The organism is Massilia putida (assembly GCF_001941825.1).
GTDB classification, from domain to species: domain Bacteria; phylum Pseudomonadota; class Gammaproteobacteria; order Burkholderiales; family Burkholderiaceae_D; genus Telluria; species Telluria putida.
Genome location: NZ_CP019038.1, coordinates 2,525,120 through 2,550,106, shown reverse-complemented (window position 1 = coordinate 2,550,106; position 24,987 = coordinate 2,525,120). Strand labels below are relative to the sequence as shown.

Below are 24,987 nucleotides of genomic sequence, written 5' to 3'. Positions count from 1 at the left end.
CAAAAAGCGACCTCTGCTTTGTAATCGTAAACGGGCACCTCGGACCTATCGTCCCGTCAGCCGCAGGACAGACCGAACATCGGGCCGGCTCGCCTTGCCTTCCGCGCCAGTCAGGAAGCAGTTCCAGCCCAAGCGTCTCCGATCCAGCCCTTTGGTCCTCAAGGTCAGCGGCTTGAGGCACGGCTTCCCCAGCACGAGCCTGATTTCATACTGCACGGAAGGCACGGCAAACAAACCGACCATCTCCTTCAATGCAGCGTGAGACCGTCCATGCGGCAGAAAATCCTTCGCCTTGTCCTCATCGAGGGGCCCGATATGAAGGCGGACACGCAAATCGTTGCGCCACGCGCGTGCCCCCAAGGCGGCACCGATGCCGAGCGTGGGGGCGGTGACGCCGAGGGTGCTGCGGAACCTCGCCGGTATCGGATCCCAGGCGCCGACGAATTCTTCGAGACGCACAGGAACGCCAAAATATTCGCTGAGTACACGCTCCACGGTCGATGCAGCGATCGGCCGCGTCCTGAGCGCTCCGGCGTAGAAGCCGGCGATTTCCGAGGAAATGGATGCGTAGGGCCTGGCGGGGCCGAAGCTCTTCGGCCGGAGGCCACCGAGCGCATTCAGCAGCGGCAACAGATCATCCTCGCAGCGCGTATTCAGGCCCTGTTCGACACGGTATTTTCCCCACGCCTCGTAGAACAGGCCGATGGCCCGGTTCGAAAACAGATCGATGAACGGCTTCCAGCTTTCGTCGGCACCCCGGCCTTCCTTGGCGGCTGCCCGTTCGGTGTCGTGGAAGGGCAGGGTGCCGCTTGCGCCCAGGAGTCCGATGAACGCGGAGGTGATGTAAATGCGAGGCGTGCCGGCGGCGTCGGCCAGTTCGACCTGCACGCTCTCGATCTCGCTCGCCGGAAAAGCCAGCGACAGGCTGTTACGGAAGCGCAGTACCCGGTTGAACGCCTGGGCGTACGGGATGCCCTGTCGGCGCAGCGTCCGGAGCAGGATGTTCAGCATTTGTGCGAACCGGTACCGGTGCGGCGCCGCGAGCAGGTGTTCGATCATGACAGTGGCATGCTGCCGCTTCGCGGTTTGCATCGGAACAGCTCCTCCCCGGATTGATGAGACAGGATCACCAGCTCGATAAAACTGTTCATCTGGACGTACAACGCAAAGAACTGGTCGATGACTTGCACGAACAGGTGCAGGCTGGCGCCGACGAAAGCGTCTTCGTCGATTGTCAGGCGCACTTCGGTCCCATGCGCCAGGGATGACCCGCGCTTGTGCCTGATCCACGCGGTCGTCTCGGCGTGTTCAAGCCCAACGATGCCGGCAATCTGCCGCCGCGATACCGCCGAGCCGGTTACGTCGTACAACGTCAGCATCTCCCGCAGGCCATCGGCCCCTTCTTGTGCCAGGGAATGATGGTTGAGCGTCAGGTGGGAGATGAGGCGCCAGTGGATGCCTTGGCCATTTGCGAGACGATGGGGACGCGTGGGCCTGCGAAGAAAACGTATCCTCGCGCCCTGTGCCGCGCCGGGAATGGCCAGGTCGCCGTCAGGCGACCCGCATTTCAACAGGCAGGGCAGGTCCCGGTTGGTGCAGGTGAGATCGATCGAGAGCGTTGTTTGCTCGACCGCGAGCGGTTCGCCGTGGGTATCGACGAGCGAGATGACTTTTTCATGGCCCGGGCTGGTGACTGCGAGCGTGTCGTCGTGGCGCAAGATCCAGTAGCGTCCCTTGTGCCCATCGTTCTCACCATGGCGGAGCGCATAGAAGGGGCGAAATTCGATGGGTGCGATGTCCTTGCCCCGCTGCTGCACCATGTGGACCCTGTCGACCGAATACACCTCGTACGCCGCGGCATGAGCAGGATGACCAAGTACGGTGTAGTCCGCGGTTCGCTGGGTGTATCCGATCGGCACTCCCGGCTGCCTGAACAGATTGGTGACCGGGGTACAGCCAGGAAGGAGGCTTTGCGCCGACAGGCCGGCAAGCATCCTTGCCTGATCCGAGCCCGGTGCGACGCCCGCCAGCGCCAGGTGCAGCGTAAAACGGCTGCAATCCGGGGGAAGCCGAGCGCACAGCGCGGCCAGGTCGATGTCGAAGAAATTGAATTTCTCCGGGAAAGCGAAATACTCCTCAAGAATCCGGTAGGCGCCGTGCGAGCGGGCATCGAACGGGATGAGGGCGTCGTCGTCGGCAAAGCCGACCGCCGCGATCGGTATCCCGGCGAGCGGCAGCCATGCCTCGTCCGCTCCTGCCTGGACGTACGCCGATGCCGCGCGCATGAATAGCGCATCGCGCAGTGCTGCGCAGAACGAGGTATCACCGTCGAGATAGATCCTCAGGGGGGCGGGCGTGCCGGCGGGGAATGCGGCCGAGACCGTGAATTCGATACCGATAGCCGTCGCCATGCCCGGCGGGAGCCGCGTCGCAGACGGTGCGCGGATGAGCGCATCGAACCAGGCGGACGTAATGGCGGCCGGGGACGGCCCGACATCATATGCGGTCTGGAATTTGCAGTGCACGCCGCGGACGGGCGCCGACTCGAGCAGTGTCCCCCGCGGGAACTTTGCCGTGCCGGCGCCGGTTGGAACGAAGCGCACGATCGCGCAGGACGGAAACGGCTTCAGGTAGTGCGGAAACAGGAGGTTGAGCAATGCCTCCGTAAATTGCGGATAGGAGTCGTCCAGCCGCTTCGACACCCGGGCACAGAGCAGGGCGACGGACTGGATCAGGCGCTCAACATGCGGGTCGTCGCAGGCGTCGCCGCCGAGCTGCAGCTTGGCCGCCACTTTGGGGTAGCGCTCGGCGTATTCGCGGCAAAGCTGCCGCATGGTGACGAGCTCGCGTTCGTATTGCGCAAACAATTCGTCCATGGTCTTGCCTTAAGGCGCGCTACGCACGCTTTGGATCGCGTACCGCTGGAGCGACGGCTGGAACACGGCATTGAAATGCATCGGATCGGCCACCGGTGCATTCTTCAGTTGGGCGGTGATCACGAAGTCGACCCGGTTGATGGCGCCTTTCCGGGGCTGCAGTGTCGCCGTCACCTTGTGCAGCCGCGGTTCGTGTCGTTCGATCGCCTGCCGGACCGCGGTGCAGATGCGTTTCTGGTCCACGTCGCTCGTCATGCACATGCCGGCGAAATCGATCAGGCCATAGTTCACGACCGAGCCGCTGACCTCGGGATAGCCGGCCAGCATGTCGGGGAGCAGGGCGGAACGGGTATTGAGGAGCGCTTCCAGGTCGCGGGTGATGCTCTCCTTCCATTCGTCGCTCTTTTTGGCGGGTGCACGGAACTCGCGGTATGGAACGTCGTCATCGGCATCCAAACGGTCGAACAACCCTGGCGTGAAATTCCGCATGCTGGTTTCCTTTCAAGCCGTCGTGAGGCACAGGAAGCGCCATTATTCCCGTCCTGTCGAAAACAAAGTTGCGTCCTCTCAACAGACCTATGCAGGGGACGAGGCAGTCTTTGTGGATTGACCCTGGAACGAGGAGGAAGCGATGAGCTTGGGAGCAAAGATCTTATGGTCCGAAGGGCTGACGCTGGGGCCCCAGCATTTCCAACGACAGGACTTGTACCACGAGACCCGGCTGCTCAGGATGGCGTCGGCGCTCAATCCGCATTTCTGGGGCGTCCGCCTTCTGCAATGGAATATGGATGGACTCGGCCATCACCTGCTCGAAGCCCAGGCCATGTCGCTGATCTTCCAGGACGGCGCGGTGTACGAGGCACCCGCGACGGACTTGTTGCCGGTCCCGCTCGACCTGACCCGGCTGCCCCAGGAAATCAATACCTTCACGATTTACGCCGCGCTTCCCACCATCAGGCCCCATGGGGCCAATGCCGAGGAGGGCGGCCGCTATGCATTGGCCGAATCCGAGACGGCGGACCTGTTCAGCGATGCGGTCCCGATCGAGGTGCCATTCCTGAAGAAACGGGTGCGGCTGCTGTCGCATGCCGAGCCGCGGGATGGGCATGTCGGTTTTCCCGTGCTGCGCATCCATCGCGCCCCGCGCGGCGGTTTCGAGGTGGATCCGGCGTTCGTCCCGCCGTCCGTCGCGGTCAGCGCCGCCCGTCCGCTCCAGCAGCTGCTCGATGGCTTGATGAGCGCACTGGCCGCCAAGATCGTGTCGCTGCACGCCTCGCACCGGAAGACGAACGCGTCCACGTTCGAGGTCCATGCCGGCGACATCACGTCCTGGTGGATGCTGAACATCGTCAGTACCGCAAACGCGTCCCTGCAGCACTGTGCGCGTTCCCGCGTACAGCATCCCGAGGTGCTGTACGAAAAGCTGCTCGCGCTTGCCGGTGGCTTGATGACCTTTTCGGACAGGTACACGACGTCGGATCTGCCGGCCTACGACCATGCGGACCCCGGCGTCACGTTCGCGCAGCTCGATGCCGTGATCCGGGATCTCGTCGATACCGTCATCTCGGCCAAGTACTTCACCATTCCGCTCATTGCGGAGGACAATCGCCGCACGCACTACAGGGGCGCACTCGATGCGTCGACACTGACCCCGGACACGCAGCTGTGCCTTGCCGTCAGCGCGGACATGCCGGCGCTCGAACTGGTGGCCGCCGTACCGATCCGGTTCAAGATCGGATCGCCCGACGATATCGAACGGATCGTGGCGTCGGCACTGCCCGGCATCACGCTCACGCACATGCCGCAGGTGCCGGCCGCGGTGCCGGTCCGACCCGACACCTATTACTTCTCGGTGTCGACCAGGAACGGCCTCTACGAAAATGCGCTGAAAGCGGGAGCGATCGCGATCTATGCGCCGGCCGGGATGCGTGAATTGAACATCGAACTGATCGCGTTCACGCAGTGACCCCGGGCGCGCGTCACCCCTGCACGCGTTTGTGCAGCCGCGCGAAGCTGATGCCCGCGCCCAGCAGGGCGATGGCCGCCGCCGCCGCGAGGGCGTACGTGGTGCCGTGGCGCTCCGACAGGACGAGGCAGCCGGCCACCAGCGCGGCGCCGCAGGCCTGGCCCGTCAGGCGCGCCGTGGCGACGATGCCGCTCGCGCCGCCGGCCCGTTCGCGCGGCGCGCTGCCCATGATCGCTTTCATGTTCGGCGCCTGGAACAGGCCGAACCCGGCGCCGCACACGGCCATGCGCCATGCGATATCGACCGTGCCCGGCGCGTCCGGCATCCACAGCAGCGCCAGCACGCCGCCGCACAGCACCAGGAGGCCGATACCGGCCAGCAGGCCGGACGCGTAGCGGTCGGACAGGCGGCCGGAAACCGGTCCCATGATGCCGACCAGGACGGGCCAGGGCGTCAGCAGGAAGCCCGTCTCGACGGGCGAACGGCCGAGCACCTGCTCGAAGTGGAAGGGCAGGGCGACGAAGGCCAGGCTCTGGACGGCGAACGTGCACACGGCCGTCAGCGCGGACAGCGCAAACAGCGGCCGCGCCAGCAGGTCGGTCGGCAGGATCGGCGCCGCGTGGCCGCGCTGGCGCCGCAGCAGCAGTGCGAAGCAGGCGAGCGTGCCCACCGCTTCCAGGGCCAGGCGTACAGGCGCCGCGCCGTGGGCCGCATCGCCCAGCAGCAGGATCAACAGGCCGAACGCGCCCGCATTGCACAGCGCAGCAAAGGCGTCGAAGCCGTGCGTGGCCGGGGCGTTATCGGGCAGGACGCGGCGCGCCAGTATCAAGGCGGCAGCGCCGATCGGCACGTTGATGGCGAACAGCCACGGCCATGAGGCCAGGGCGAGGATCAGCGACGCGAGCGTGGGCCCGACGGCGAATGCCACCGCTACGACGAGCGCGTTCAGGCCGAAGCCCTGGCCCTGCTGGCGGGAGGAATAAATGGCGCGCATCATGGCCGTGGTCACGCCCATGAGTGCGGCGGCCCCGAGGCCTTGCAGCAGGCGCGCGGCCACGAGCAGCGGCAGGTTCCACGCCAGCGCGCACAACAGCGACGCCACCGTGAACAGTCCCAGTCCGGCCGTCGCGACGCGCCGGTAGCCGATGCGTTCGCCCAGCGCCGCGCACGGCAGCAGGGTAGCAACCATCGCCAGTTGATAGATGTTGACGATCCAGACGGAGGCGGCGGCGCCGGCGTGCAGCTGCCGGGCCAGTTCGGGCAGGGCCGTGTTGGCGATCGCCGTGTCGAGCGATGCCATCGACACGCCCGTCATCAGCGCGGTCATCGCCCAGCGCCGGCGCGCGGGCGGCAGGCCGTCGGCCGGGACGGCGGCAGATTGTGGCGCCGCGCCGGAGGCGGCGCCGCGGGCAAGCACGGTCTCGGTCATTTCAATCCCTGACGACGCCCGACGGGCCGACGCGCTCGGCGTTCGGCACGTCCGAAATGCGGATGCGGATCAGGTGGCGGCGCTCGTCCGTGTAGGTCGTGCGGCCGTGCAGCATGTGGTGGTTATCTGCCAGCATCAGCGTGTCGGTGGGCAACTGGTCCTTGAAGCGCGCGGCGCGGTTCTCGGCCACGTCGTTCATCAACTCGAGCGCGGCGCGCAGCTCGGGCGTGTCCAGGTCGGGCCGCACGGCCAGGCCCTTCTTGATGGAGTCGTAGCGCCAGCGCATCGTGAAGCGCGTGCCCGGACGTTTGGCAGGACCGAACACGAGCGCCACGTTGACCTCGACGTTGTTGTCGCCGGCGGCGTAGATGGCCGGGACGCGGAACGGCACCGGCGTCGTGCTGAGCAGGTCGAACGCCTTGCGGCCTTCCTCGGTCTGCTGCAGCGTTTGATAGATGTCTTCGCCGTCGACCAGCAGCGAATGGCCGCCTTCGCAGCGGGCGGCGTTCACCACGTACAGGATGAATTGCTCCTCCGGCATCGGATAGAACGAGGAGTCAGTGTGCATGTCGGCGCTGCCGATGCGCTCGGAAAACGTCGTGAAGCGGCCGTCGATTTCCTCGAGCGGACGGGCGCGCACGTCCCAGGCGACGCGCCCCGTGCGCTGGTCGGTGGAGGTCGGGTAGCCGAGCATCAGCGTGAGCGCGTACAGCGCGGCGTTGCGGCGATCTTCCGGCAGGTGCGCCAGGCCGAGGTTGTACAGCACGACGCCGTGGGCATCCAGGCCGCGCACGCTTTCGGCCAAATGGGCGAGTGTCGGGACTTTCGCCAATTCCTTGCGCAATTCGACTTCATCGGGATGGGCGTAAAAACCGTTGTCATTGAATCCATCGAAGCGATTCGACAATATTTCGAAAATGGAATCGAGATCGGCGTTCCATGAAAAGGCGGATTTAACGAATGCGATTTTGCCGAGGCGGGAAATGGACGAAAGCATGGAAGCTCCAGGAAGTTGCTGTATGGAAATACAGATATTCTAAAAGATATCGGACATTTACATCGTTGTATTTGTGTCTTGAAATAACCTTATTACAAAAAGATAATTAACGATCGTCGTGTCGCAAAATATCGACAGGAATGAAAATGAAGATGTGTAGACATCCCGAGTCGGGTATCATAGTTGATGGGTGGAAACATTGTAACATGCAAGTCAACATATCAGAACGGTCAACATGAGATATTTATCAAGTCTGCGTCTCGCTACGAAATTGGGAATTGCCTTTGCCGCCGTGCTGGCGCTGACTGCGCTTGTCGGTATTGTCGCGATTTGGCAATTAGCACAAGTTAATGACACCTCGATGAAATTGTCGGCGCACTGGATGCCGAGTATTCGCGTCATCGAAGACATCAAATCGCAGATCGCCCGTATCCGTACACGTGAATTGCAATACATCATTTCCAACGAACAGGCGGAAATGGATAAGTACGACAAGGTCATCGCGAAGGATCTGGAAGACCTGCGCAAGATGCAGGGCGATTACGTGAAGCTGCAGCAAACGCCCGAGGAAAAGCAGATGTATGCGCAGCTGCTCGAGATGTGGGACCGCTACATGATCGAGGACGTCAAGATCCGCGCGGCGGCGCGCGTGGACGATGACGCGCTGGCCAAGAAGCTGATCCGCGGCGAGTCGAACAAGCTGATCGTCGCGATCCGCGGCCACGTCGACAAGATCGTCGACATGTATACCGAAGGCGGCCGCGCCGCGGCGGTCGAAGGCAATCAACGTTACGCCGCGTCGCGCGTGTGGATTGTGTCGCTGGTGCTGGGCTGCGTCGTGCTGGGGGCGGCCGGCGCCGTGTTCATCACGGGCTGGCTGATGCGCCGCCTGGGCGGCGAGCCCGATTACGCCACCGAGATCGTCACGCGCATCGCCGCCGGCGATCTGTCGGTGCGGGTGGAAACGCGCAGCGGCGACGCATCGAGCCTGTTGTATGCCATGAAATCCATGCGCGACAACCTGGCGAAGATCGTCGGCGACGTGCGCGGCGCGACCGAGACGATCTCGCACGCCTCCGACGAAATCGCCGGTGGCAACCTGGACCTGTCGTCGCGCACCGAGCAGCAGGCCAGCTCGCTGGAAGAGACGGCCGCGTCGATGGAACAGCTGACGTCGACCGTGAAGCAGAACGCCGACCACGCGGGCCAGGCGAACGCGCTGGCCGACAACGCCGCCGGCGTCGCCCAGAAGGGCAGTGCCGCCGTGGCGCGCGTCGTCGACACGATGGGTTCGATCCACGCGTCGTCGCAGAAGATCGTCGACATCATCGCCGTCATCGACGGCATCGCGTTCCAGACCAATATCCTGGCGCTGAACGCGGCCGTGGAAGCGGCACGGGCCGGCGAGCAGGGCCGCGGCTTCGCCGTCGTCGCCACCGAAGTGCGCAACCTGGCGCAGCGTTCGGCCGCCGCCGCCAAGGAGATCAAGGAATTGATCGGCAGCTCCGTGCAGCAGGTCGAGGCGGGCAATCTGCTCGTCAGCGAAGCCGGTGCGACCATGAACGAAGTGCTCCAGAGCGTGCAGCGGATGCACGCGATCATGGCCGAGATCAGCCATGCGAGCCGCGAACAGAGCGCCGGCATCGAGCAAGTGAACCAGGCCATCACGCAGATGGACACGGTGACCCAGCAGAATGCGGGCCTCGTGCAGCAAGCCGCCCACACGGCCCAGAGCCTGCAGGAACAGGCGGCCGCGCTGGGCCAGCTGGTCAGCGTGTTCCGCCTCGAAGCGTTCGACGCGCCGCAGCTACCCGCGCGCCGCGCGGAGCGGGAGATGGTGCCGGCGCTGGCGCGCGCCTGATTCCTGACCGGTCATGAAAAACGGCAGCCCGCGGGCTGCCGTTTTCATTTGCGCGAAGGCGGCGCTCAGCGCATTTCGCCGATCATCTTTTTCAGCTTGCCGGAATCGGCGCAGAACGCGCGAATGCCCTCGGCCAGCTTCTCGGTCGCCATCGCGTCTTCGTTCAGCATGAAGCGGAACGTCTTTTCGTCCAGCGCGATCTTCTGGATGTCGGCATTCGCGTCGGCCACCAGCTTGCGCTCGACGGTGCCTTCGGCGTCGGCCAGCTTTTGCAGCAGGTCCGGCGAGATGGTCAGCAGGTCGCAGCCGGCCAGTTCCAGGATCTGCGACGTGTTGCGGAAGCTCGCGCCCATCACTTCGGTCTTGTAGCCGAACTTGCGGTAGTACTGGTAGATGCGCTTGACCGACTGCACGCCGGGATCGTCCGCGCCCGTGTAGTCGGTGCCGGTGGATTTCTTGTACCAGTCGTAGATGCGGCCGACGAACGGCGAGATCAGTTGCACGCCCGCTTCGGCGCAGGCGACGGCCTGGCACAGCGAGAACAGCAGCGTGAGGTTGCAGCGGATGCCGTCCTTCTCGAGGATCTCGGCGGCGCGGATGCCTTCCCACGTCGACGCGATCTTGATCAGCACGCGCTCGCGCTTGATGTCGGCGGCTTCGTACAGGGCGATCAGTTCGCGGCCCTTGGCGACCGTGGCTTGCGTGTCGAACGACAGCGCGGCGTCGATTTCGGTGGACACCCGGCCCGGCACGAATTTCAGGATCTCGGTGCCGAACGCGATCAAGAGACGATCGACGATTTCCTCGGTCGACGCCTGCGGGAAGTCGGCGATGGTCTTTTCCAGCAGCGGACGGTATTCCGGCTTCTGGACGGCTTTCAGGATCAGCGACGGATTCGTCGTCGCATCCTGCGGTGCGTAGGCCTTGATCGATTGGAAGTCGCCGGTGTCGGCCACCACGGTGGTGTACTGCTTGAGCTGTTCGAGTTGGTTCATGATCGGCGCAAAAGAAGTGTAGGCAGCTATTGTATCCGGAAATGTACGGTGAGCATTTGAGGCCGGCGCCTCAAATTAAACGAGCCCGGGCGTAACGTCGGCGATACGCAAACGTCACGCGCGGGCACATGCTTGATGCCCCAGCATCAAATACCCACCCGACGTTATTTCACACACATGCGTATTAACAGTCGGTGGCGTCCAAAAACGCCGCCACCATGGCCTCCAGCCCCGCCTTGTCCTCATCGGAAAAACGGTTCAGCGACGGGCTGTCGATATCGAACACGCCCACCAGCCGGCCGTCCTTGACGAGCGGGATGACGATTTCCGAATTCGACGCCGAATCGCAGGCGATGTGGCCCGGGAACGCGTGCACGTCGGGCACGACGATGGTCTGCCGCTGCACGGCCGTCGTGCCGCACACGCCGCGGCCGAACGGGATGCGGGCGCAGGCCGGCTTGCCCTGGAACGGGCCGACGAGCAGATCCTGGCCGTCGCCCGATTTGCTCGGCACGGTCAGATAAAAGCCGGCCCAGTTCAGGTCCGCGAGCGTGTCGTAGACCAGCGCCGAGAATTGCGCCGCGTTGGCGGTGAGGTCGCGCTCGCCTTCGAGGACGCTGGCGACCTGGCGTACCAGCAGGTCGTAGTCGGGGCGGGTGCTGCGTTCGGGATTGATGTGCATGGCGGACGGATGCTGCGTTGTCGAAAGCGCGTATTTTACGGCAGCGTGCCGTCCGGTGGTGCGCTCCCAAATAGATTGTGCTTGACATCTATCCATCAAAATGGATTATGATTGACATCCATATTGAAACGCACACCGGAGGAAACCATGCGAGTCAATCGAACCCAGGCGGAAGAAAACCGCCAGGCGGTCATCGACGCCGCCAGCCGCCTGTTCCGCGAACGGGGCTTCGACGGCATCGGCCTCGCGGAACTGATGAGCGCCGCCGGCCTCACGCACGGCGCGTTCTATAAACAATTCAAGAACAAGGACGACCTCATCGCCCAGGCCTGCGACCGTGCGCTGGAGACCGGCATTAACGGCTGGCGCCGCGCGGCGGCGGAAGCGGGCGAGAGCGCCTACGCGGCCCTCGTGCGCCGCTACCTGACGCCGGGGCACCGCGGCCGCGCGGGGACGGGCTGCGTCATCGCCTCGCTCGGCCCGGATGCGGCCCGTCACGGCCCGGAACTGCCGCGCCACTTCGAGGCGGGCGTCAAGACGTTCGTCGACATCCTTGGCGACGCCATGCGCAAGGCGGATCCGGACGCGACTTCCGACGACGCGCTCGCCGCATTCGCCACGATGGTCGGCGCGCTCGTGCTGGCGCGCGCCGTCGAGGACGACGCCTATGCCCACCACATCCTGGACGCCGCCACGGCGCGCCTGCTCGACTAAGCGATTAAGGAATCCCATGCTCTCCACACGTCTCGCCCATTGGATGGGCCGCCGCGGCCTGCACTACGGCTGGCTCGTCGCCGCGATCACCTTCCTGACGGCCCTGTCGTCGTCCGCCGCGCTCGGCCTGCCGGGCGCGCTGCTGAAACCCTTGAGTCACGAATTCGGCTGGAGCGTCGACCAGATCTCGACGGCGCTGGCCGTCCGCTTCGCGCTGTTCGGCCTGATGGGGCCATTCTCCGCGCTGTTGATGGAGCGCTTCGGCCTGCGCAACGTGATGGTGACGGCGCTCGCCGTCATCGCGGCGGGCCTCGGCCTCGTGCGCCAGATGACGGACTTCTGGCAGCTCGTGCTGCTGCTCGGCGTGATGCTGGGCGTGGGGTCCGGCATGACGGCCCTCGTGCTCAATGCCGTCGTGGCCAACCGCTGGTTCGAGCAGCGCCGCGGCCTCGTGATGGGTTTATTGACCGCCAGCTCGGCGACGGGGCAACTCGTCTTTCTGCCGATCGGCACCTGGTTGATCGAACACGGCGGCTGGCGCATGGCGCTGCTGCCCGTGATGGCCAGCTGCGCGCTCGTCGCGGTCCTCGCGCTGCTGTTCGTGCGCGATCATCCGCAGGAACTGGGCCTCGCACCGTATGGCGGCGATACGACCGTACCGCCCGTCGTCCCTGCGCGCGCACCGGTGTCGATCCGCACGCCGTTCACGACGCTCGCCAGCGTGCGCGCCGACCGCGTGTTCTGGGTCCTGTTCGGCAGCTTTTTCATCTGCGGCCTGTCGACGAATGGCCTGATCCAGACGCACTTCATTTCGCTGTGCGGCGACGCGGGCCTGGGCGCCGTCCCGGCCGCGTCCGTGCTGGCGATGATGGGCACGTTCGACCTCGTGGGCACGATTTTGTCCGGCTGGCTGTCCGACCGCTACGACAGCCGCTATCTGCTGTGCTGGTATTACGGCGTGCGCGGGCTGTCGCTGGCCTGGCTGCCGTCGGCCGACTTCACGCTCACGGGCCTGTCGCTGTTCGCCATGTTCTATGGCCTCGACTGGATCGCGACCGTGCCGCCGACCGTCAAGCTGGCCGCGCAGGCCTGGGGCAAGCGCGCGCCGATGATCTTCGGCTGGGTGTTCGCCGGCCACCAGCTCGGCGCGGCCGTGGCGGCGTACGGCGCGGGCCGCATCCGCACCATATCGTTCTCGTATTCGCCGGCCCTGTACACGGCGGCCGCGGCGTGCGGCGTCGCCGCGCTGATCGTGCTGGCGGGACGGCGCCGCGTGGCCGCCCCGGTGCCGGTGGCCGAGGGTGCGGTCAACTGAGCGCGGCCAGCCGCGCGCGTCCGGCCGGGTCGCGCTTGACGGTCGCGAGGCGTTCGCCGATCCGCACCTTCACGGATTGCCCCGGCTTGCCGCGTAGCGTGAGTCGCGCACGATCTGGCGGTGGCGAGAAGGCGCCTTGCGGCGAGAAGGTGCATGATGGCGGGTGAAGTTGAAGGAATCTCAACGCCAGGCCTCGCAGACGGGCTTGTGAAGATGCGCCGCGCCGCCGGGATCAGCGCGTGGCGGCCCGCACGGCCGGCGCCGCGGTCCGGTATTGCGAACGCGCCTCGCACACCAGGCGATGATGTTCGTCGGCCCAGGCGACGAGACCCCGCATCGGCACGAGGAACGAGTGGCCGAGCGGCGTGAGGTCGTATTCGACGCGGGGCGGCACTTCCGGATACACGGTGCGGCGCACGAAGCCGTCCTCCTCCAGGCGTTTCAACGTCAGCGACAGCATCTGCTTGGAGATGTCGCCCAGTTCGCGCATCAATTCGTTGAAGCGTTTTGTGCCGCCTTCGAGCGCGTCGAGCACGAGGAGGCTCCACTGGTCGCCGATGCGGTCCAGCACGTCGCGGATGGGGCAGGGTTGTTCGAAGCCGCCGTCGGCGGCCAGCAGATTCATCTTGGCCATGATTTTTCCGGGGTAGCGGTCAGTTCGCGCTGACCTGATCACGCCGCGCTGACTTCTTGTGCGGCATGTGAAGACTAGCATAAGATGCCTCATCGGTCTTGTTTTTAGACCTGTTCTCAACCAAAGACTTAGGGAGTCTCATATGGCACGTATCGCTCTCATCGGCGCTTCCGGCAACGTCGGCACGCGCATCCTGAACGAACTCGTTTCGCGCAACCACCAGGTCACGGCCATCGTCCGCGATCCTTCGAAGGTGCCGGCACGAGCGGGCGTGACCGCGGCGCGCGGCGACGTCGCCGATCCGGCCGGCCTCGCCGGGGTGCTGAAGGGCCACGACGCCGTCGTCAGCGCCGTGCGCTTCCTCGACAGCGATCCGCAAGCCCTCATCGACGCCGTGCGCGCCTCCGGCGTAAAACGTTATCTCGTCGTGGGCGGTGCGGCCAGCCTGTTCGTCGCACCGGGCAAGCGCCTGCTCGACCAACCCGATTTCCCCGCCGCGTACAAGGACGAGGCGACCAAGGGCGCCGCATTCCTGGACGCGCTGCGCGGCGTGAGCGACCTGGATTGGACGTTCATCTCGCCGTCGGCGATGTTCGTGCCGGGCGAGCGCACCGGTAAATTCCGCCTGGCCAAGGATGAGCTGCTGGTGGGCGAGAAGGGCAGCACGATCTCGTACGAGGACTACGCGGTCGCCCTCGTCGACGAGATCGAGAAGCCGGCGCATGTGCGCCAGCGGTTCACGGTCGGGTATTGATCAGAACGTCGAGCAGTTGAAGAAGCCGCGATGCCCGAAGCAGGTGGTCGTCGTCGGCGCGGTCCGGTAGCGCAAGGCGTTCCGGGTGTCCAGCGACAGGATGCACGAGCGCCACTGCTCGGAGTCGCGCGCATTGCCCAGCCGTTCGCACGCCGGACCGTACACCGCGATCATCTCGTCCACTTCGCGCTGCTGTTGCGCGGCCCGCTCCGCCTGGGTTGCGCAGCCGCCCAGCAGCAGGGCGAGCGTCACTGCCATTGTCGTACGCATGATGAATCCTCCTTCGGCTTACCGCGCACCAACGGCGGCGCGACGGCGAACAACGAAGTTCACCGGTGTATGCCCGCTCGATGGCATAAGGTTCTATGGGAAGCGCAGCAGCCGCTGGTGGAAAAGGCCGTATCAGGCGTTCTTCGCCGGTTGCCACTCGTCGAGCCGGCGCCCTTCGGCGCACGCCGCGATGAGCCGGTCGAGCCGCGCCGCCCGCGTTTCCGGCTTCTTTGCGCTCGTCACGACATGCAGCATGCGCTTGCGGGCCCCGGGCGGGCACGCTTCGAAAAACGTCCACGCGGCCTTGTGGCGCTGGAGGCGGGCGAGGTCCTCGGGCGCCAGCTCGGCCGGCGTCGTGCGCTCGTGCGAATACACGCGCGAGCGGTCTTCCGAGCGCTGGGCGAAGGCCGCTTCGCCCGCCGGCGTCATCAGGCCCTGTTCGCGCAGCTTGGCGACCTTGTCGATGTTCACCGCGCTCCAGATCGAGCCGGCCTTGCGCGGCGTGAAGCGGATGGTGTACGTGGCGTCGTCGACGCCCTTGCGCACGCCGTCGATCCAGCCGTAGCACAGCGCCTGGTCGACCGAGTCGGACCAGCGCATGCACGGCTTGCCGGTGCCGACCTTATGAAAGCCCACGAGCAGCTCGCGCGCCTCGCGCGCGTGGGCCGCGAGCCAGGCGCGGAATTCCGAAGCGTCCTCGAAGAAGACGGGGGAGGTCATCCGATGAACGAATCGAACTGCAGGTCGAACTCCTGCAAGGCCTTCTGCGCGTTCTGCATCTTCTTGCGGAATTCCGGACCGCGCTGCAGCGCGAGGCCGACCGCCAGCACGTCGATGACGACGAGGTAGGCGAGCCGCGCGGAGATCGGCGTGTACGGGTCGATCGCGAACACGAGGTCGATGGGAATCAACAGGCTTGCCATATCCGCGAGCGGCGTGCCGGACGGCGCCAGCACGATCACGTCCGCGCCGCCGCGGCGCGCCAGTTTCGCGGAGCGCGTGAGCGACGGGTTGTTGCCGCGCTGGGAGATCGCGACGAGCGCGTCGCCTTCGCGCAGCAGCGCGGCCGCGATGGCGTGGATCGCCGGGTCGGTGTAAGCGACGGTCGGCACGCCCGAACGGAAGAATTTATGCTGCGCGTCGGCCGCGACGAAACCGGACGTGCCCTGGCCGTAGAACTCGATCTTGTTGGCGCGCGACAGGATGTCGAGCGCCTTCTGGATCAGCTCCGGTTTCAGGTTGTTGCGCAGGTCGAGCAGCGTGTTGATGGAGCGGCTGCAGATCTTGTTGACGAGGTCCGCGGCCAGGTCGTCCTGCGCCGGCTGCTCGGTCGCGCCGGGCAGCGCGAGCGCGAGGCCTTGCGCGAGTTTCAGCTTGAACTCATGCCAGCCGTCGTAACCGAGCGTGCGGCAGAAGCGCACGACGGTCGGCTCGGACACCTGCGCGCTGCGCGCCAGCGCCGTGATGTTCTGGCTCACGGTGGCGCTGGGCGCGGCCAGCACGGCGAGCGCCACCTTGCGTTCGGACTTCGACAGCGAGTCGAGCTGGGTACGGATCGAATCGAGCAGCACGGCGTTTCCCTTAGTCTTCCGGCAGCGCCTCTTCGCGCCACTGCAGGCCGTCGCGGCCGATCAGTGCGGAAGCGGCGGCGGGACCCCACGTGCCCGACGTGTACGGGACCGGCGTGGTGTCGTCCTGTTCCCAGTATTCGAGGATGGGTTCGACCCATTCCCACGCGGCTTCCAGCTCGTCGCCGCGCATGAACAAGGTCAGCTGGCCGCGCAGGACGTCCAGCAGCAGGCGCTCGTACGCTTCCATACGCGGGGACTTGAACTGTTCGCGGAAATCGAGTTCGAGCTCGGCCTGCTTCAGGCGCATGGAATCGCCCGGCGTCTTGGCCATCAGGTTCATCGACAGGCCTTCGTCCGGCTGCAGGCGGATCACGAGGCTGTTCGGCTGGAAGCTCGACGTGGGTTGGTTGAAGATCGAGTGCGGAATCGGCTTGAAGCGCACGACGATCTCGGCCAGGCGGTCGGCCATGCGCTTGCCGGTGCGCAGGTAGAACGGCACGCCGGCCCAGCGCCACGTGTCGATTTCGGCCTTCATTGCGACGAAGGTTTCCGTCTTCGATTGTTTCGGCGCGCCCGGCTCCTCGCGGTAGCCCGGCACCGCCTGGCCGTCGACATAACCCGAGCGGTACTGGCCGCGCACGATGTTCTGCGACAGCGTCGTCGGCGTGAAGCGTTTCAGCGAGCGCAGCACCTGCAGCTTGGCGTCGCGGACGGCGTCCGGCGCGATCGACGTCGGCGGTTCCATCGCGACGATACACAGCAGTTGCAGCAGGTGGTTCTGCAGCATGTCGCGCAGCGCGCCCGAGTTGTCGTAATAGCCCAGGCGGTTGCCGACGCCGATCTTTTCGGCGATGGTGATCTGCACGTCCGAGATCCACTCGCGGCGCCACAGCGGCTCGAACAGGATGTTACCGAAGCGCAGGGCCAGCAGGTTCTGCACGGTTTCCTTGCCGAGGTAGTGGTCGATGCGGTAGATCTGCGATTCGGCGAACACCTTGCCGACGTCGGCGTTGATCTGCTTGGCCGACGCGAGATCGCGGCCCAGCGGCTTTTCCAGCACGACGCGCGAATTCGCCGTGGCCAGGCCCACCGCGGCCAGGTTCTCGCAGATCGTCGCGAACAGCTGCGGCGGCGTCGCGAGGTAGTACACGCGCGTGAGCGACGCATCCTTGCGCAACGCTTCGGCCAGCGCGGCATAGGTCGCCACGTTGCCCGCGTCGACGGCGACATACGTGATGCGGTTCAGGAAAGTCTGCCACGCGCTAGCGTCGACGTGTTCCTTCACATGCGATTTCGCGTTGGTCTCCACCATGTCCATGAACGCTTCCTGCGACATCTCGTCACGGCCGACGCAGATGATGCGCGCCGTCGCGGGCAGGTCGTTGCACACGTCACGGGCATACATCGCCGGCAACAGCTTGCGCATCGCGAGGTCGCCGCTGCCGCCGAAGAAAACGAGATCGAAATCGGAAAGAGCCATGGTGTCTGTCGAGGAGTGAAATACTGTAAATTTACTACACGAATATAGAAGGTGCAAGAAAATTTACTACGCACGAGGGTGTGAAGGCTATGGTGCCACATCCGTTTGATGGATGGCGCGTAGGGTGGACGGCTGCACACGTGCGCCTGAATGGCCGCGTCGTGGGCGCCGTCCACGCGGCGATACGCGACGGCCGGGTGGCCGCGCACGCGGTCGGAGGGATCAGGCGTTCGGGCAGGTACGCGCCGCATGAACGCGTGGACGGCGGAGCCGGCTGCGCGCCCCGGGCTGCGCGCCCCGGTCATCCTACACTCGGTATTCCGCTTGTTCGATACCGGGTACGTCTACGGCGAATGCGAGCACCTTCCCGCTGTGCGGATACTTCGCCAGCTCGTCGTTCGAGCGGCCCTTGCTGGCGCTGGTGACGAACAAAGTGCGCAGGTCCGGTCCGCCGAACGCGACCGACGTCGGGCAGCGCACCGGCAGTTCGATTTCCTGCAGCAGCTCGCCCGTCGGCGACAGCTTGACGATACGGCCGCCTTCGTACATCGCGGACCAGTAATTGCCTTCGCTGTCCACCGCCGCGCCGTCCGGACGGCCGCCGTAGTCGGCCGCCTTCTTGTCGTCGGAGAAGGTGACGAGGTTGCGGCGGTTCGACGCCGTGCCCGTCTTGACGTCGTAGTCGTACGCGTCGACGCGGTGGCTCGTCGTGTCGGAGTGGTACATCGTCTTGCCGTCCGGGCTGAACGACAGGCCGTTCGAGTTCGTCATGCCGCCGGACCAGACCAGCCGCAGCTGGCCCTTGTCCAGCACGTACATCTCGGCCTTCGGCTGGTCGCGCGGCTCGTACATCGTGCCGACCCAGAACCGGCCAGCAGGATCGACGCGGCCGTCGTTGAAGCGCACGATCGCCGTGTCGTACGGTGCCGGCGCGATGTCGCTGATCTCGCCCGTCGTCGTGTTCAGGTAGACGAAGCCGGCGCGCGTGGCCAGCACGAGGTTGTTGTCCTGGTCGACCGCGATGGCCGACGGTTCCGTTGCCGTGTTCCAGCGCGAGTACTTGCCGCTGGACGGGTGCAGGCGGTGCACGGACTTGCCGTCGATGTCGACCCAGTACAGCGCCGATTCGACCGCATGCCAGACCGCCGATTCGCCGACGAGCATCGGCTCGTCGTGCGCGATGGTGAATTTTTCGGTCTTCATGAAACCCTCCTCAGACGGCGGCCTTGGCGCGGGCGATCAGGCCGTTGGTCGAACCGTCGTGCTGCTCCGGATGCGATGCGCCGTTCAGTTCCGCCTCGATCTTCTTGGCCAGCACCTTGCCCAATTCGACGCCCCACTGGTCGAAGCTGTTCACGTCCCACAGCGCGCCCTGCACGAACGTCTTGTGCTCGTACAGCGCGATGAGGGCGCCCAGCGTCGCGGGCGTCAGGTATTCCATCAGGATCGTATTGCTCGGACGGTTGCCCGGGAAGGTCTTGTGCGGCACGAGGCGTTCGATCTCGGCCGGGTCTTGTCCGGCCAGGTCCTGGCGTACCTCGTCCGCCGTCTTGCCCTTCATGAAGGCTTCCGACTGCGCGAAGCAGTTGGCGAGCAGCGCGGCGTGGTGGTTCTGGAATTCGTGCGCCGGACGCAGCGCGGCGATGAAGTCGATCGGCGTCACGTCCGTGCCCTGGTGCAGCAACTGGAAATAGGCGTGCTGGCCGTTCGTGCCGACGTCGCCCCAGATCACGGGGCCGGTCGCGTAGTCCGTGATGGTGTCGCCGGCGCGCGTGACGCGCTTGCCGTTGCTTTCCATGTCGAGCTGCTGCAGGTACGCGGGGAAGCGGTTCAGGTCCTGGTGGTAGGGCGCGATCGACACCGACGGGCAGCCCAGGAATTCGCGGTTCCAGAAGCCGACGAGGGCCAGGATCATCGGCAGGTTCTGCTCGATGGGCGCGGTGCGGAAATGCTCGTCGAGCGCATGCGCGCCCGCGAGGAAGTCGGCGAAATAGCCGTAGCCGACGCACAGCGCGACCGGCAGGCCGATGGCCGACCAGACGGAATAACGGCCGCCGACCCAATCCCAGAACGGGAACATATTGTCCGGATCGATGCCGAATGCCTTGATCGCTTCGACGTTGGTCGACACCGCGACGAAGTGCTTCGCCAGCGCCTCTTCCGACGCGTGCTTGAGGAACCAGCTGCGCGCCGTGTTCGCGTTCATCATGGTCTCGGCCGTCGTGAACGTCTTCGAGGCGATGATGAACAGCGTCGTTTCCGGATTCACGCGCGACAATGCGGCGTCCATGTCGTGGCCGTCGACGTTGGAGACGAAGTGCATGGTCAGGCGCGGATGCGCGAACTGGCGCAGCGCGAGGCAGACCATCTTCGGGCCGAGGTCGGAACCGCCGATGCCGATGTTGACGATGTCGGTGATTTCGCGGCCGGTGTGGCCCAGCCACTGGCCGTTGCGCACGGCGTCGCTGAACGTCCTGATGCGTGCGAGTACGGCATGCACGTCGGCCGTGATGTCCTGGCCGTCGACCGTGATCTGCTTGTCCTTCGGTGCGCGCAGGGCGGTGTGCAGCACGGCGCGGTTTTCCGTCAGGTTGATCTTCTCGCCGGCGAACATCGCGTCGCGCAGGCGCTCGACGCCGCGCTCGCGCGCCAGGCTTGCCAGCAGTGCAAGCGTGCGCCCGTCCAGGCGGTTTTTTGAATAGTCTAGGAACAGCCCGGCCGCCTCACTCGACAGGCGCTCGAAGCGCTGCGGGTCTTGCGCGAACAGGTCGCGCATCTGCCATTGTTTCGCATCGGCGGCGTGGGTCTGGAGGGCCTGGTAACTGGCGGTGCTGGTCAGGAATGGTTGGCGCATGGTGATGGGCGTAATGGACGGTATGATGTCATTTTGTGCAGGTTATCGAATCATACAGGAAGCAGGCGTAAATTCACTACACAAATCCGTCGTGTTGCGCACAGGGGCCAATGGCGCGATGCGCATCGGGTGGTTCGGCGCGCGGGCACGTTTCATGTGGGCCCCCGGCCCCACATGCCCACCCTGTCGCAACGCGCCGACCCGCAACGTAGGGTGGGCACCCGTGCCCACGCGTGACCGTGACGCGTGCGTACATGCTGCGTTCGTCTCCCCCGATTTAGAGCGAACGACGAGCGTCAATCCGCATTTCGTAGTAAAATTTCAGAAATCTAATTCACAAGGAACAGATCATGGCGCTGCACCCCGTAGTAGAACAGGTCACCAACCGGATCATCAAGCGTAGCCGGCCTTCGCGCCAGGCTTATCTGGCGCATCTGGACGCCGCGCGCGTAAAGGGCGTGCAGCGCAGCGTGCTGGCGTGTACGAACCTGGCACACGGGTTTGCCGCCTTCCCGGCCAACGACAAGCTCAAGCTGCGCGAGTACAAGCAGCCGTCGGTCGCCATCGTTTCCTCGTACAACGACATGCTGTCGGCGCACCAGCCGTTCGAAGCCTACCCGAAGGTCATCAAGGACGCCGTGCGTGAAGTCGGTGCCGTGGCCCAGTTCGCGGGCGGCGTGCCCGCCATGTGCGACGGCGTCACGCAAGGCCAGCCGGGCATGGAATTGTCGCTGTTCTCGCGCGACACCATCGCCATGTCGACCGCCATCGCGCTGTCGCACAATATGTTCGACGCCAGCCTGTACCTCGGCATCTGCGACAAGATCGTGCCGGGCCTCCTGATCGGCGCGCTGCACTTCGGCCACATCCCGGGCATCTTCGTGCCGGGCGGCCCGATGGCGACCGGTATCTCGAACAAGGAAAAGGCCGCCGTGCGCCAGCGTTACGCGAAGGGCGAAGCCACGCGCGAAGAACTGCTGGAAGGCGAAGCCAAGGCTTACCACAGCGCCGGCACCTGCACGTTCTACGGCACCGCCAACAGCAACCAGATGCTGATGGAGATGATGGGCCTGCACCTGCCGGGCGCGGCCTTCGTCCATCCGGACACGCCGCTGCGCGAGGCGCTGACCCGCGCCGCGGCCCAGCATGCCGTCAAGATCTCGCAGCAGGGCGGCGAGTACATGCCGATCGGTCACATCGTCGACGAAAAATGCATCGTCAACGCCATCGCCGCGCTGCACGCGACGGGCGGTTCCACGAACCACACGCTGCACCTCGTCGCGATCGCGCGCGCGGCCGGCATCGTGATCGACTGGAACGACTTCGACGAACTGTCGAAGGTCGTGCCGCTGCTGACGCGTGTCTACCCGAACGGCGACGCCGACGTGAACTACTTCCAGGCCGCGGGCGGCCCGACCTTCGTCATCCGCGAACTGCTGGACGCGGGCCTCGTGCACGACGACGTCAACACCATCCTCGGCCGCGGCCTGCGCAACCACTGCAAGGAACCGTTCCTGGACGGCGACAAGGTCGTCTGGCGCGACCTGCCGGAGCAGAGCGGCGACGAATCGGTGCTGCGCAAAGCGTCGAACCCGTTCAGCGACAACGGTGGCCTGATCCTGGTGCAGGGCAATCTGGGCCGCGCCGTGATGAAGGTCTCGGCCGTCAAGAAGGAACACCACATCGTCGAGGCGCCGGCGCTGACGTTCGATTCGCAGGAAGATTTCATGCACGCCTACAAGGCCGGCAAGCTGAATCGCGACTTCGTCGCCGTGATCCGCTTCCAGGGCCCGCGCGCCAACGGCATGCCGGAACTGCACGCGCTGACGCCGGCACTGGCCAACCTGCAGGACAGCGGCTTCCACGTCGCGATGGTCACCGACGGCCGCATGTCGGGCGCGTCCGGTAAAGTGCCGGCCGCGATCCACGTGTCGCCGGAAATCCTGGCCGGCGGTCCGCTGGGCCTCGTGCGCGACGGCGACATCATCCGCGTCGACGCCACGCAGGGTACGCTGGAAGCGCTGGTGCCGGAAGACGTGTGGGCCGCGCGCAAGATGGCGACGGCCGACCTGAGCTCCAACCACATCGGCATGGGTCGCGAGCTGTTCGACGTGTTCCGCAAGTCCGTCAGCGCGGCCGAGGAGGGCGCCGCCCACTTCCCGCTGCCGTCGCCGATCGACACGACCGTTCCCCTGCACGAAGGCACCGACAGCGGTGAGATCATGCCGGGTTCCGATGAAGACTTCCTGTTTCGTAAATCTAAGTGAGCACAACGATGAGTAACGATATGACCCTGCTGGACATCATGAAATCGGCCGTCGTGATCCCCGTGATCGCGATCGACGATCCGGACCATGCGGTCCCCCTCGCCAAGGCCCTCGTCGCCGGCGGCATCCGCGTGCTCGAAGTCACGCTGCGCACCAAGCACGGCCTGGAAGCGATCCGGGCGATGGCCCAGGTGGAAGGCGCGATCGTCGGCGTCGGCACCCTGACCCAGCCGGAAGAATTCGCCGCGTCGCGCGATGCGGGCGCCGTGTTCGGCGTGTCGCCGGGCCTCACGCCTGCGCTGATCGAGGCCGCGAAGAAGAGCGGCCTGCCGCTGCTGCCGGGCTGTATGACCCCGTCCGAAGTGATGGTCGCGCGCGAAGCCGGCTTCAAGCAGCTGAAACTGTTCCCGGCCGTGCCGGCGGGCGGTGTCGGCATGCTGAAGGCGATCGGCGGTCCGCTGCCGGACGTGACCTTCTGCCCGACGGGCGGCATCTCGATCGAGACGGCGCCGCAATTCCTCGCACTGAAAAACGTCGCGTGCGTGGGCGGCTCCTGGCTGACCCCGGCCGACGCGATGAAGGCCGGCGACTGGGACCTGATCACCGACCTGGCGAAATCGGCCGCCGCGCTGAAGGCCGCCTGAGCCCGATCCGATGAGGCGGCGCCTGCTCCGGGGCCTGACCCCGGGCGAGATGCGCATGGCGTCGCTGCTGTTCGGCGGCGCCATCGACTGCGCGCGCGTACGCGTGCACGGCCGCCGCTACCTGCCGCTGGTGCAGCCGAAAAACTGCGCCATGACGCCCAACGGCAGCATCTATTTTCATCCCTCCTGCTTCCTGCCCGATTACACGGCGGGCGACCCGCACACGATCCACTGGTTCATGCACGAGATGGTGCACGTGTGGCAGCACCAGTTGGGTTACCCGGTCCGGCTGCGCGGCGCCATCCGCATCGGCCTGGCGTACCGCTACGAACTGCGTGAAGGCGCCACCCTGGCCGACTACAACATGGAAGCCCAGGGCGATCTGCTCGCCGATTATTTCGCACTGAAATTCATGCGCAACCCGCGCGTCATGCGCCAGCGCCGCTACGCGGGGCAGCTGGCCTTGTACGAACAGGTGCTGGCCCGCTTCCTCGCCGATCCGCGCGACCCGGACAACCTGCCGCGCGGCAGTGCACGCCGCTTGGCACGGATGGTAACGTCCGTCTCCGCCTGAGCTTGCGTCGCCTCAAAATCCGACGGCGGTGCCGTCGTAGGCTGTCGCCTTGCGCTCACTCCCTGCGAGTCGGTCATGTCCGTTGCCTATCGCGTTCCTGTTCCCGTGTTGCTGCTGTGTGCCTCGGTCCTGGCGCCGTCGGCGTATGCCCGCGTGGGCGAGGCCGAGGTGCGCGAAGGCCCGCGCGGCGGGCCGTGCTTCACCATCACGCCGCGCGAAGAACGCCTGGGCACGCCCGATTTCCAGGCGATCGTCGTGTGGGAGGGCGCGCGCCCGGTGTGGAAGATGACGATGCCGAGGGACCGCACCTTCCCCCTGGCGTTCGGCATGTGCGTGCCGTACGGCGGCAGGGTGGCATCGCTGCCGCACACGGCATCGACGCCCTTGTCTCCGGGGCGGGTCTACAGCCTGCGCATCGAGGCGCGGCCGGGCGGCGACGGGCGGGCGGCGTCGAGTTACGAGGCCAGGTTCTGTCTCGCGCGCCAGCCCGACGGGCGTGCCGTCGTGCACCAGATCTGGAATGGCGAGCGGGAAGGGCGGCGCATGTACGGGTGTTTGCCGCCGGGGGATTGAAGCGGGCGTGCCGTCCTGGCCGGCCCGGTTCAGGCGCCGGCCAGCTTACAGTGCAGCATGACGTCGGGATCGCTGCGGTATGCCGCGCAGATCCGGTGGAACCCATCCGCGACGATCACTTTTTTCAGCGCGGGCACGCGCACGAGGAGCACCGGGGAGACCGACTCGCCCCGGTCGATCTTCTTGATCTGCTCGCGGGTCGGACGGTCGTCCGCCTTGGGCACGGTGAGCTGGGCGGCGCGCAGCAGGTCGGTCGCCTTGTATTCGACGATCGTGCCGGCCTTCAGGTCGGCCACGGCCTTGTCGATGTTTTTCTGCGTGTCGACCAGGGCCAGGTAGTGGGCCGCGGCCTCGTAATCGTCCGGGCTGGCGTCGTCCAGCCATGTGATCGATGGTGTCTGATGTTTCGGCACGGTTGTCTCCGGTTATCGTTTCGATAACCCGATTCTACTCGTCGGCTGGCATCTACCGCGCACGGCCGTGGAGCAGTCTATCGCTCCAGTCTTGACGGTCTACCTATTAGAAGGTAGG

At 65.6% G+C, this 24,987-nt stretch carries 25 protein-coding genes; 9 read left to right on the top strand and 16 right to left on the bottom strand.

Going from position 1 to position 24,987, the window contains the following annotated elements:
- Positions 1–45 precede the first annotated feature (45 nt).
- The 3 genes from tssG to tssE are packed head-to-tail and all read right to left on the bottom strand — an operon-like array spanning position 46 to position 3,365.
- Positions 46–1,092: a type VI secretion system baseplate subunit TssG gene (gene tssG / locus BVG12_RS13575; protein WP_083685022.1), complete on the bottom strand. Its 1,047-nt coding sequence runs from the start codon at positions 1,090–1,092 to the stop codon at positions 46–48.
- Entirely contained in the window at positions 1,056–2,876 is a 1,821-nt protein-coding gene (gene tssF / locus BVG12_RS13570; RefSeq protein ID WP_075792849.1) for a type VI secretion system baseplate subunit TssF, read from the bottom strand. Before tssF ends, tssG begins: the two co-directional genes overlap by 37 nt.
- A gap of 9 nt (positions 2,877–2,885) precedes the next feature.
- Positions 2,886–3,365, bottom strand: coding sequence for a type VI secretion system baseplate subunit TssE (gene tssE, locus BVG12_RS13565; protein WP_075792848.1), 480 nt, complete (start codon positions 3,363–3,365; stop codon positions 2,886–2,888).
- A 142-nt stretch (positions 3,366–3,507) separates the two neighbouring features.
- Here tssE and tssK point away from each other — a divergent pair, with 142 nt between their 5' ends.
- On the top strand, positions 3,508–4,842 hold the full coding sequence (gene tssK / locus BVG12_RS13560) for a type VI secretion system baseplate subunit TssK (RefSeq protein ID WP_075792847.1): 1,335 nt from the start codon (positions 3,508–3,510) through the stop codon (positions 4,840–4,842).
- A 13-nt stretch (positions 4,843–4,855) separates the two neighbouring features.
- On the opposite strand, the gene BVG12_RS13555 is transcribed toward tssK, so the two are convergent.
- Together BVG12_RS13555 and BVG12_RS13550 are read right to left on the bottom strand one after the other, a co-directional pair.
- The gene (locus BVG12_RS13555) at positions 4,856–6,271 is read right to left on the bottom strand and encodes an MFS transporter (protein ID WP_075792846.1); all 1,416 of its coding nucleotides are present in this window, start codon (positions 6,269–6,271) and stop codon (positions 4,856–4,858) included.
- A gap of 1 nt (position 6,272) precedes the next feature.
- Positions 6,273–7,115 (bottom strand): TauD/TfdA family dioxygenase, encoded by an 843-nt coding sequence (locus tag BVG12_RS13550; RefSeq protein ID WP_169926815.1) that lies wholly within the window; start codon positions 7,113–7,115, stop codon positions 6,273–6,275.
- Positions 7,116–7,503: 388 nt separating this feature from the next.
- Between BVG12_RS13550 and BVG12_RS35660 the strand changes: the two genes are divergently transcribed.
- A complete protein-coding gene (locus BVG12_RS35660) occupies positions 7,504–9,129 on the top strand; it encodes a methyl-accepting chemotaxis protein (protein ID WP_156895630.1) in 1,626 nt (541 codons plus the stop codon).
- A gap of 65 nt (positions 9,130–9,194) precedes the next feature.
- Here the strand turns inward: BVG12_RS35660 and tal are convergent, their stop codons facing one another.
- Both tal and msrC read right to left on the bottom strand, forming a co-directional pair.
- Entirely contained in the window at positions 9,195–10,124 is a 930-nt protein-coding gene (tal, locus tag BVG12_RS13540) for a transaldolase (RefSeq protein ID WP_075792844.1), read from the bottom strand.
- 184 nt (positions 10,125–10,308) lie between these two features.
- Positions 10,309–10,806 carry a free L-methionine (R)-S-oxide reductase MsrC gene (gene msrC, locus BVG12_RS13535; protein WP_075792843.1) on the bottom strand — a complete coding sequence of 166 codons (498 nt, stop codon included), beginning with the start codon at positions 10,804–10,806 and terminating at the stop codon, positions 10,309–10,311.
- 147 nt (positions 10,807–10,953) lie between these two features.
- Here msrC and BVG12_RS13530 point away from each other — a divergent pair, with 147 nt between their 5' ends.
- Positions 10,954–11,520, top strand: a complete 567-nt coding sequence (locus BVG12_RS13530) for a TetR family transcriptional regulator (protein WP_075792842.1) — start codon at positions 10,954–10,956, stop codon at positions 11,518–11,520.
- Positions 11,521–11,536: 16 nt separating this feature from the next.
- Positions 11,537–12,835, top strand: coding sequence for an MFS transporter (locus tag BVG12_RS13525; protein WP_075792841.1), 1,299 nt, complete (start codon positions 11,537–11,539; stop codon positions 12,833–12,835).
- On the opposite strand, the gene BVG12_RS34030 is transcribed toward BVG12_RS13525, so the two are convergent.
- Together BVG12_RS34030 and BVG12_RS13520 are read right to left on the bottom strand one after the other, a co-directional pair.
- A complete protein-coding gene (locus BVG12_RS34030) occupies positions 12,828–13,019 on the bottom strand; it encodes a hypothetical protein (protein WP_156895629.1) in 192 nt (63 codons plus the stop codon). The genes BVG12_RS13525 and BVG12_RS34030 overlap by 8 nt on opposite strands.
- A gap of 48 nt (positions 13,020–13,067) precedes the next feature.
- Positions 13,068–13,460, bottom strand: coding sequence for a winged helix-turn-helix transcriptional regulator (locus BVG12_RS13520; RefSeq protein WP_075796354.1), 393 nt, complete (start codon positions 13,458–13,460; stop codon positions 13,068–13,070).
- Between the two features lie 151 nt (positions 13,461–13,611).
- Here BVG12_RS13520 and BVG12_RS13515 point away from each other — a divergent pair, with 151 nt between their 5' ends.
- On the top strand, positions 13,612–14,223 hold the full coding sequence (locus BVG12_RS13515) for an NAD(P)-dependent oxidoreductase (protein ID WP_075792840.1): 612 nt from the start codon (positions 13,612–13,614) through the stop codon (positions 14,221–14,223).
- Here BVG12_RS13515 and BVG12_RS13510 read toward each other — a convergent pair whose 3' ends face one another.
- From BVG12_RS13510 to pgi, 6 genes are all read right to left on the bottom strand, one after another.
- Positions 14,224–14,493 carry a hypothetical protein gene (locus tag BVG12_RS13510; RefSeq protein ID WP_075792839.1) on the bottom strand — a complete coding sequence of 90 codons (270 nt, stop codon included), beginning with the start codon at positions 14,491–14,493 and terminating at the stop codon, positions 14,224–14,226. It lies immediately after the preceding gene.
- Positions 14,494–14,625: 132 nt separating this feature from the next.
- A complete protein-coding gene (locus tag BVG12_RS13505) occupies positions 14,626–15,213 on the bottom strand; it encodes a YdeI/OmpD-associated family protein (RefSeq protein ID WP_075792838.1) in 588 nt (195 codons plus the stop codon).
- The gene (locus BVG12_RS13500; RefSeq protein ID WP_075792837.1) at positions 15,210–16,064 is read right to left on the bottom strand and encodes an SIS domain-containing protein; all 855 of its coding nucleotides are present in this window, start codon (positions 16,062–16,064) and stop codon (positions 15,210–15,212) included. Before BVG12_RS13500 ends, BVG12_RS13505 begins: the two co-directional genes overlap by 4 nt.
- 10 nt (positions 16,065–16,074) lie before the next feature.
- Positions 16,075–17,544: a glucose-6-phosphate dehydrogenase gene (gene zwf / locus BVG12_RS13495; RefSeq protein ID WP_075792836.1), complete on the bottom strand. Its 1,470-nt coding sequence runs from the start codon at positions 17,542–17,544 to the stop codon at positions 16,075–16,077.
- A 306-nt stretch (positions 17,545–17,850) separates the two neighbouring features.
- Positions 17,851–18,747 (bottom strand): SMP-30/gluconolactonase/LRE family protein, encoded by an 897-nt coding sequence (locus BVG12_RS13490; RefSeq protein WP_229503874.1) that lies wholly within the window; start codon positions 18,745–18,747, stop codon positions 17,851–17,853.
- 10 nt (positions 18,748–18,757) lie between these two features.
- Entirely contained in the window at positions 18,758–20,398 is a 1,641-nt protein-coding gene (gene pgi / locus BVG12_RS13485) for a glucose-6-phosphate isomerase (protein ID WP_075792835.1), read from the bottom strand.
- 350 nt (positions 20,399–20,748) lie between these two features.
- Here pgi and edd point away from each other — a divergent pair, with 350 nt between their 5' ends.
- From edd to BVG12_RS13465, 4 genes are all read left to right on the top strand, one after another.
- Complete coding sequence (gene edd / locus BVG12_RS13480) at positions 20,749–22,665, top strand: phosphogluconate dehydratase (protein ID WP_075792834.1); 1,917 nt, start codon at positions 20,749–20,751, stop codon at positions 22,663–22,665.
- 20 nt (positions 22,666–22,685) lie between these two features.
- Complete coding sequence (gene eda / locus BVG12_RS13475; RefSeq protein ID WP_075792833.1) at positions 22,686–23,309, top strand: bifunctional 4-hydroxy-2-oxoglutarate aldolase/2-dehydro-3-deoxy-phosphogluconate aldolase; 624 nt, start codon at positions 22,686–22,688, stop codon at positions 23,307–23,309.
- A 10-nt stretch (positions 23,310–23,319) separates the two neighbouring features.
- A complete protein-coding gene (locus tag BVG12_RS13470; RefSeq protein WP_218921056.1) occupies positions 23,320–23,883 on the top strand; it encodes a Rhs element Vgr protein in 564 nt (187 codons plus the stop codon).
- A gap of 75 nt (positions 23,884–23,958) precedes the next feature.
- Positions 23,959–24,456 carry a hypothetical protein gene (locus BVG12_RS13465; protein WP_156895628.1) on the top strand — a complete coding sequence of 166 codons (498 nt, stop codon included), beginning with the start codon at positions 23,959–23,961 and terminating at the stop codon, positions 24,454–24,456.
- A 29-nt stretch (positions 24,457–24,485) separates the two neighbouring features.
- Here the strand turns inward: BVG12_RS13465 and BVG12_RS13460 are convergent, their stop codons facing one another.
- Positions 24,486–24,869: a hypothetical protein gene (locus BVG12_RS13460; RefSeq protein WP_075792831.1), complete on the bottom strand. Its 384-nt coding sequence runs from the start codon at positions 24,867–24,869 to the stop codon at positions 24,486–24,488.
- Positions 24,870–24,987: the final 118 nt, after the last annotated feature.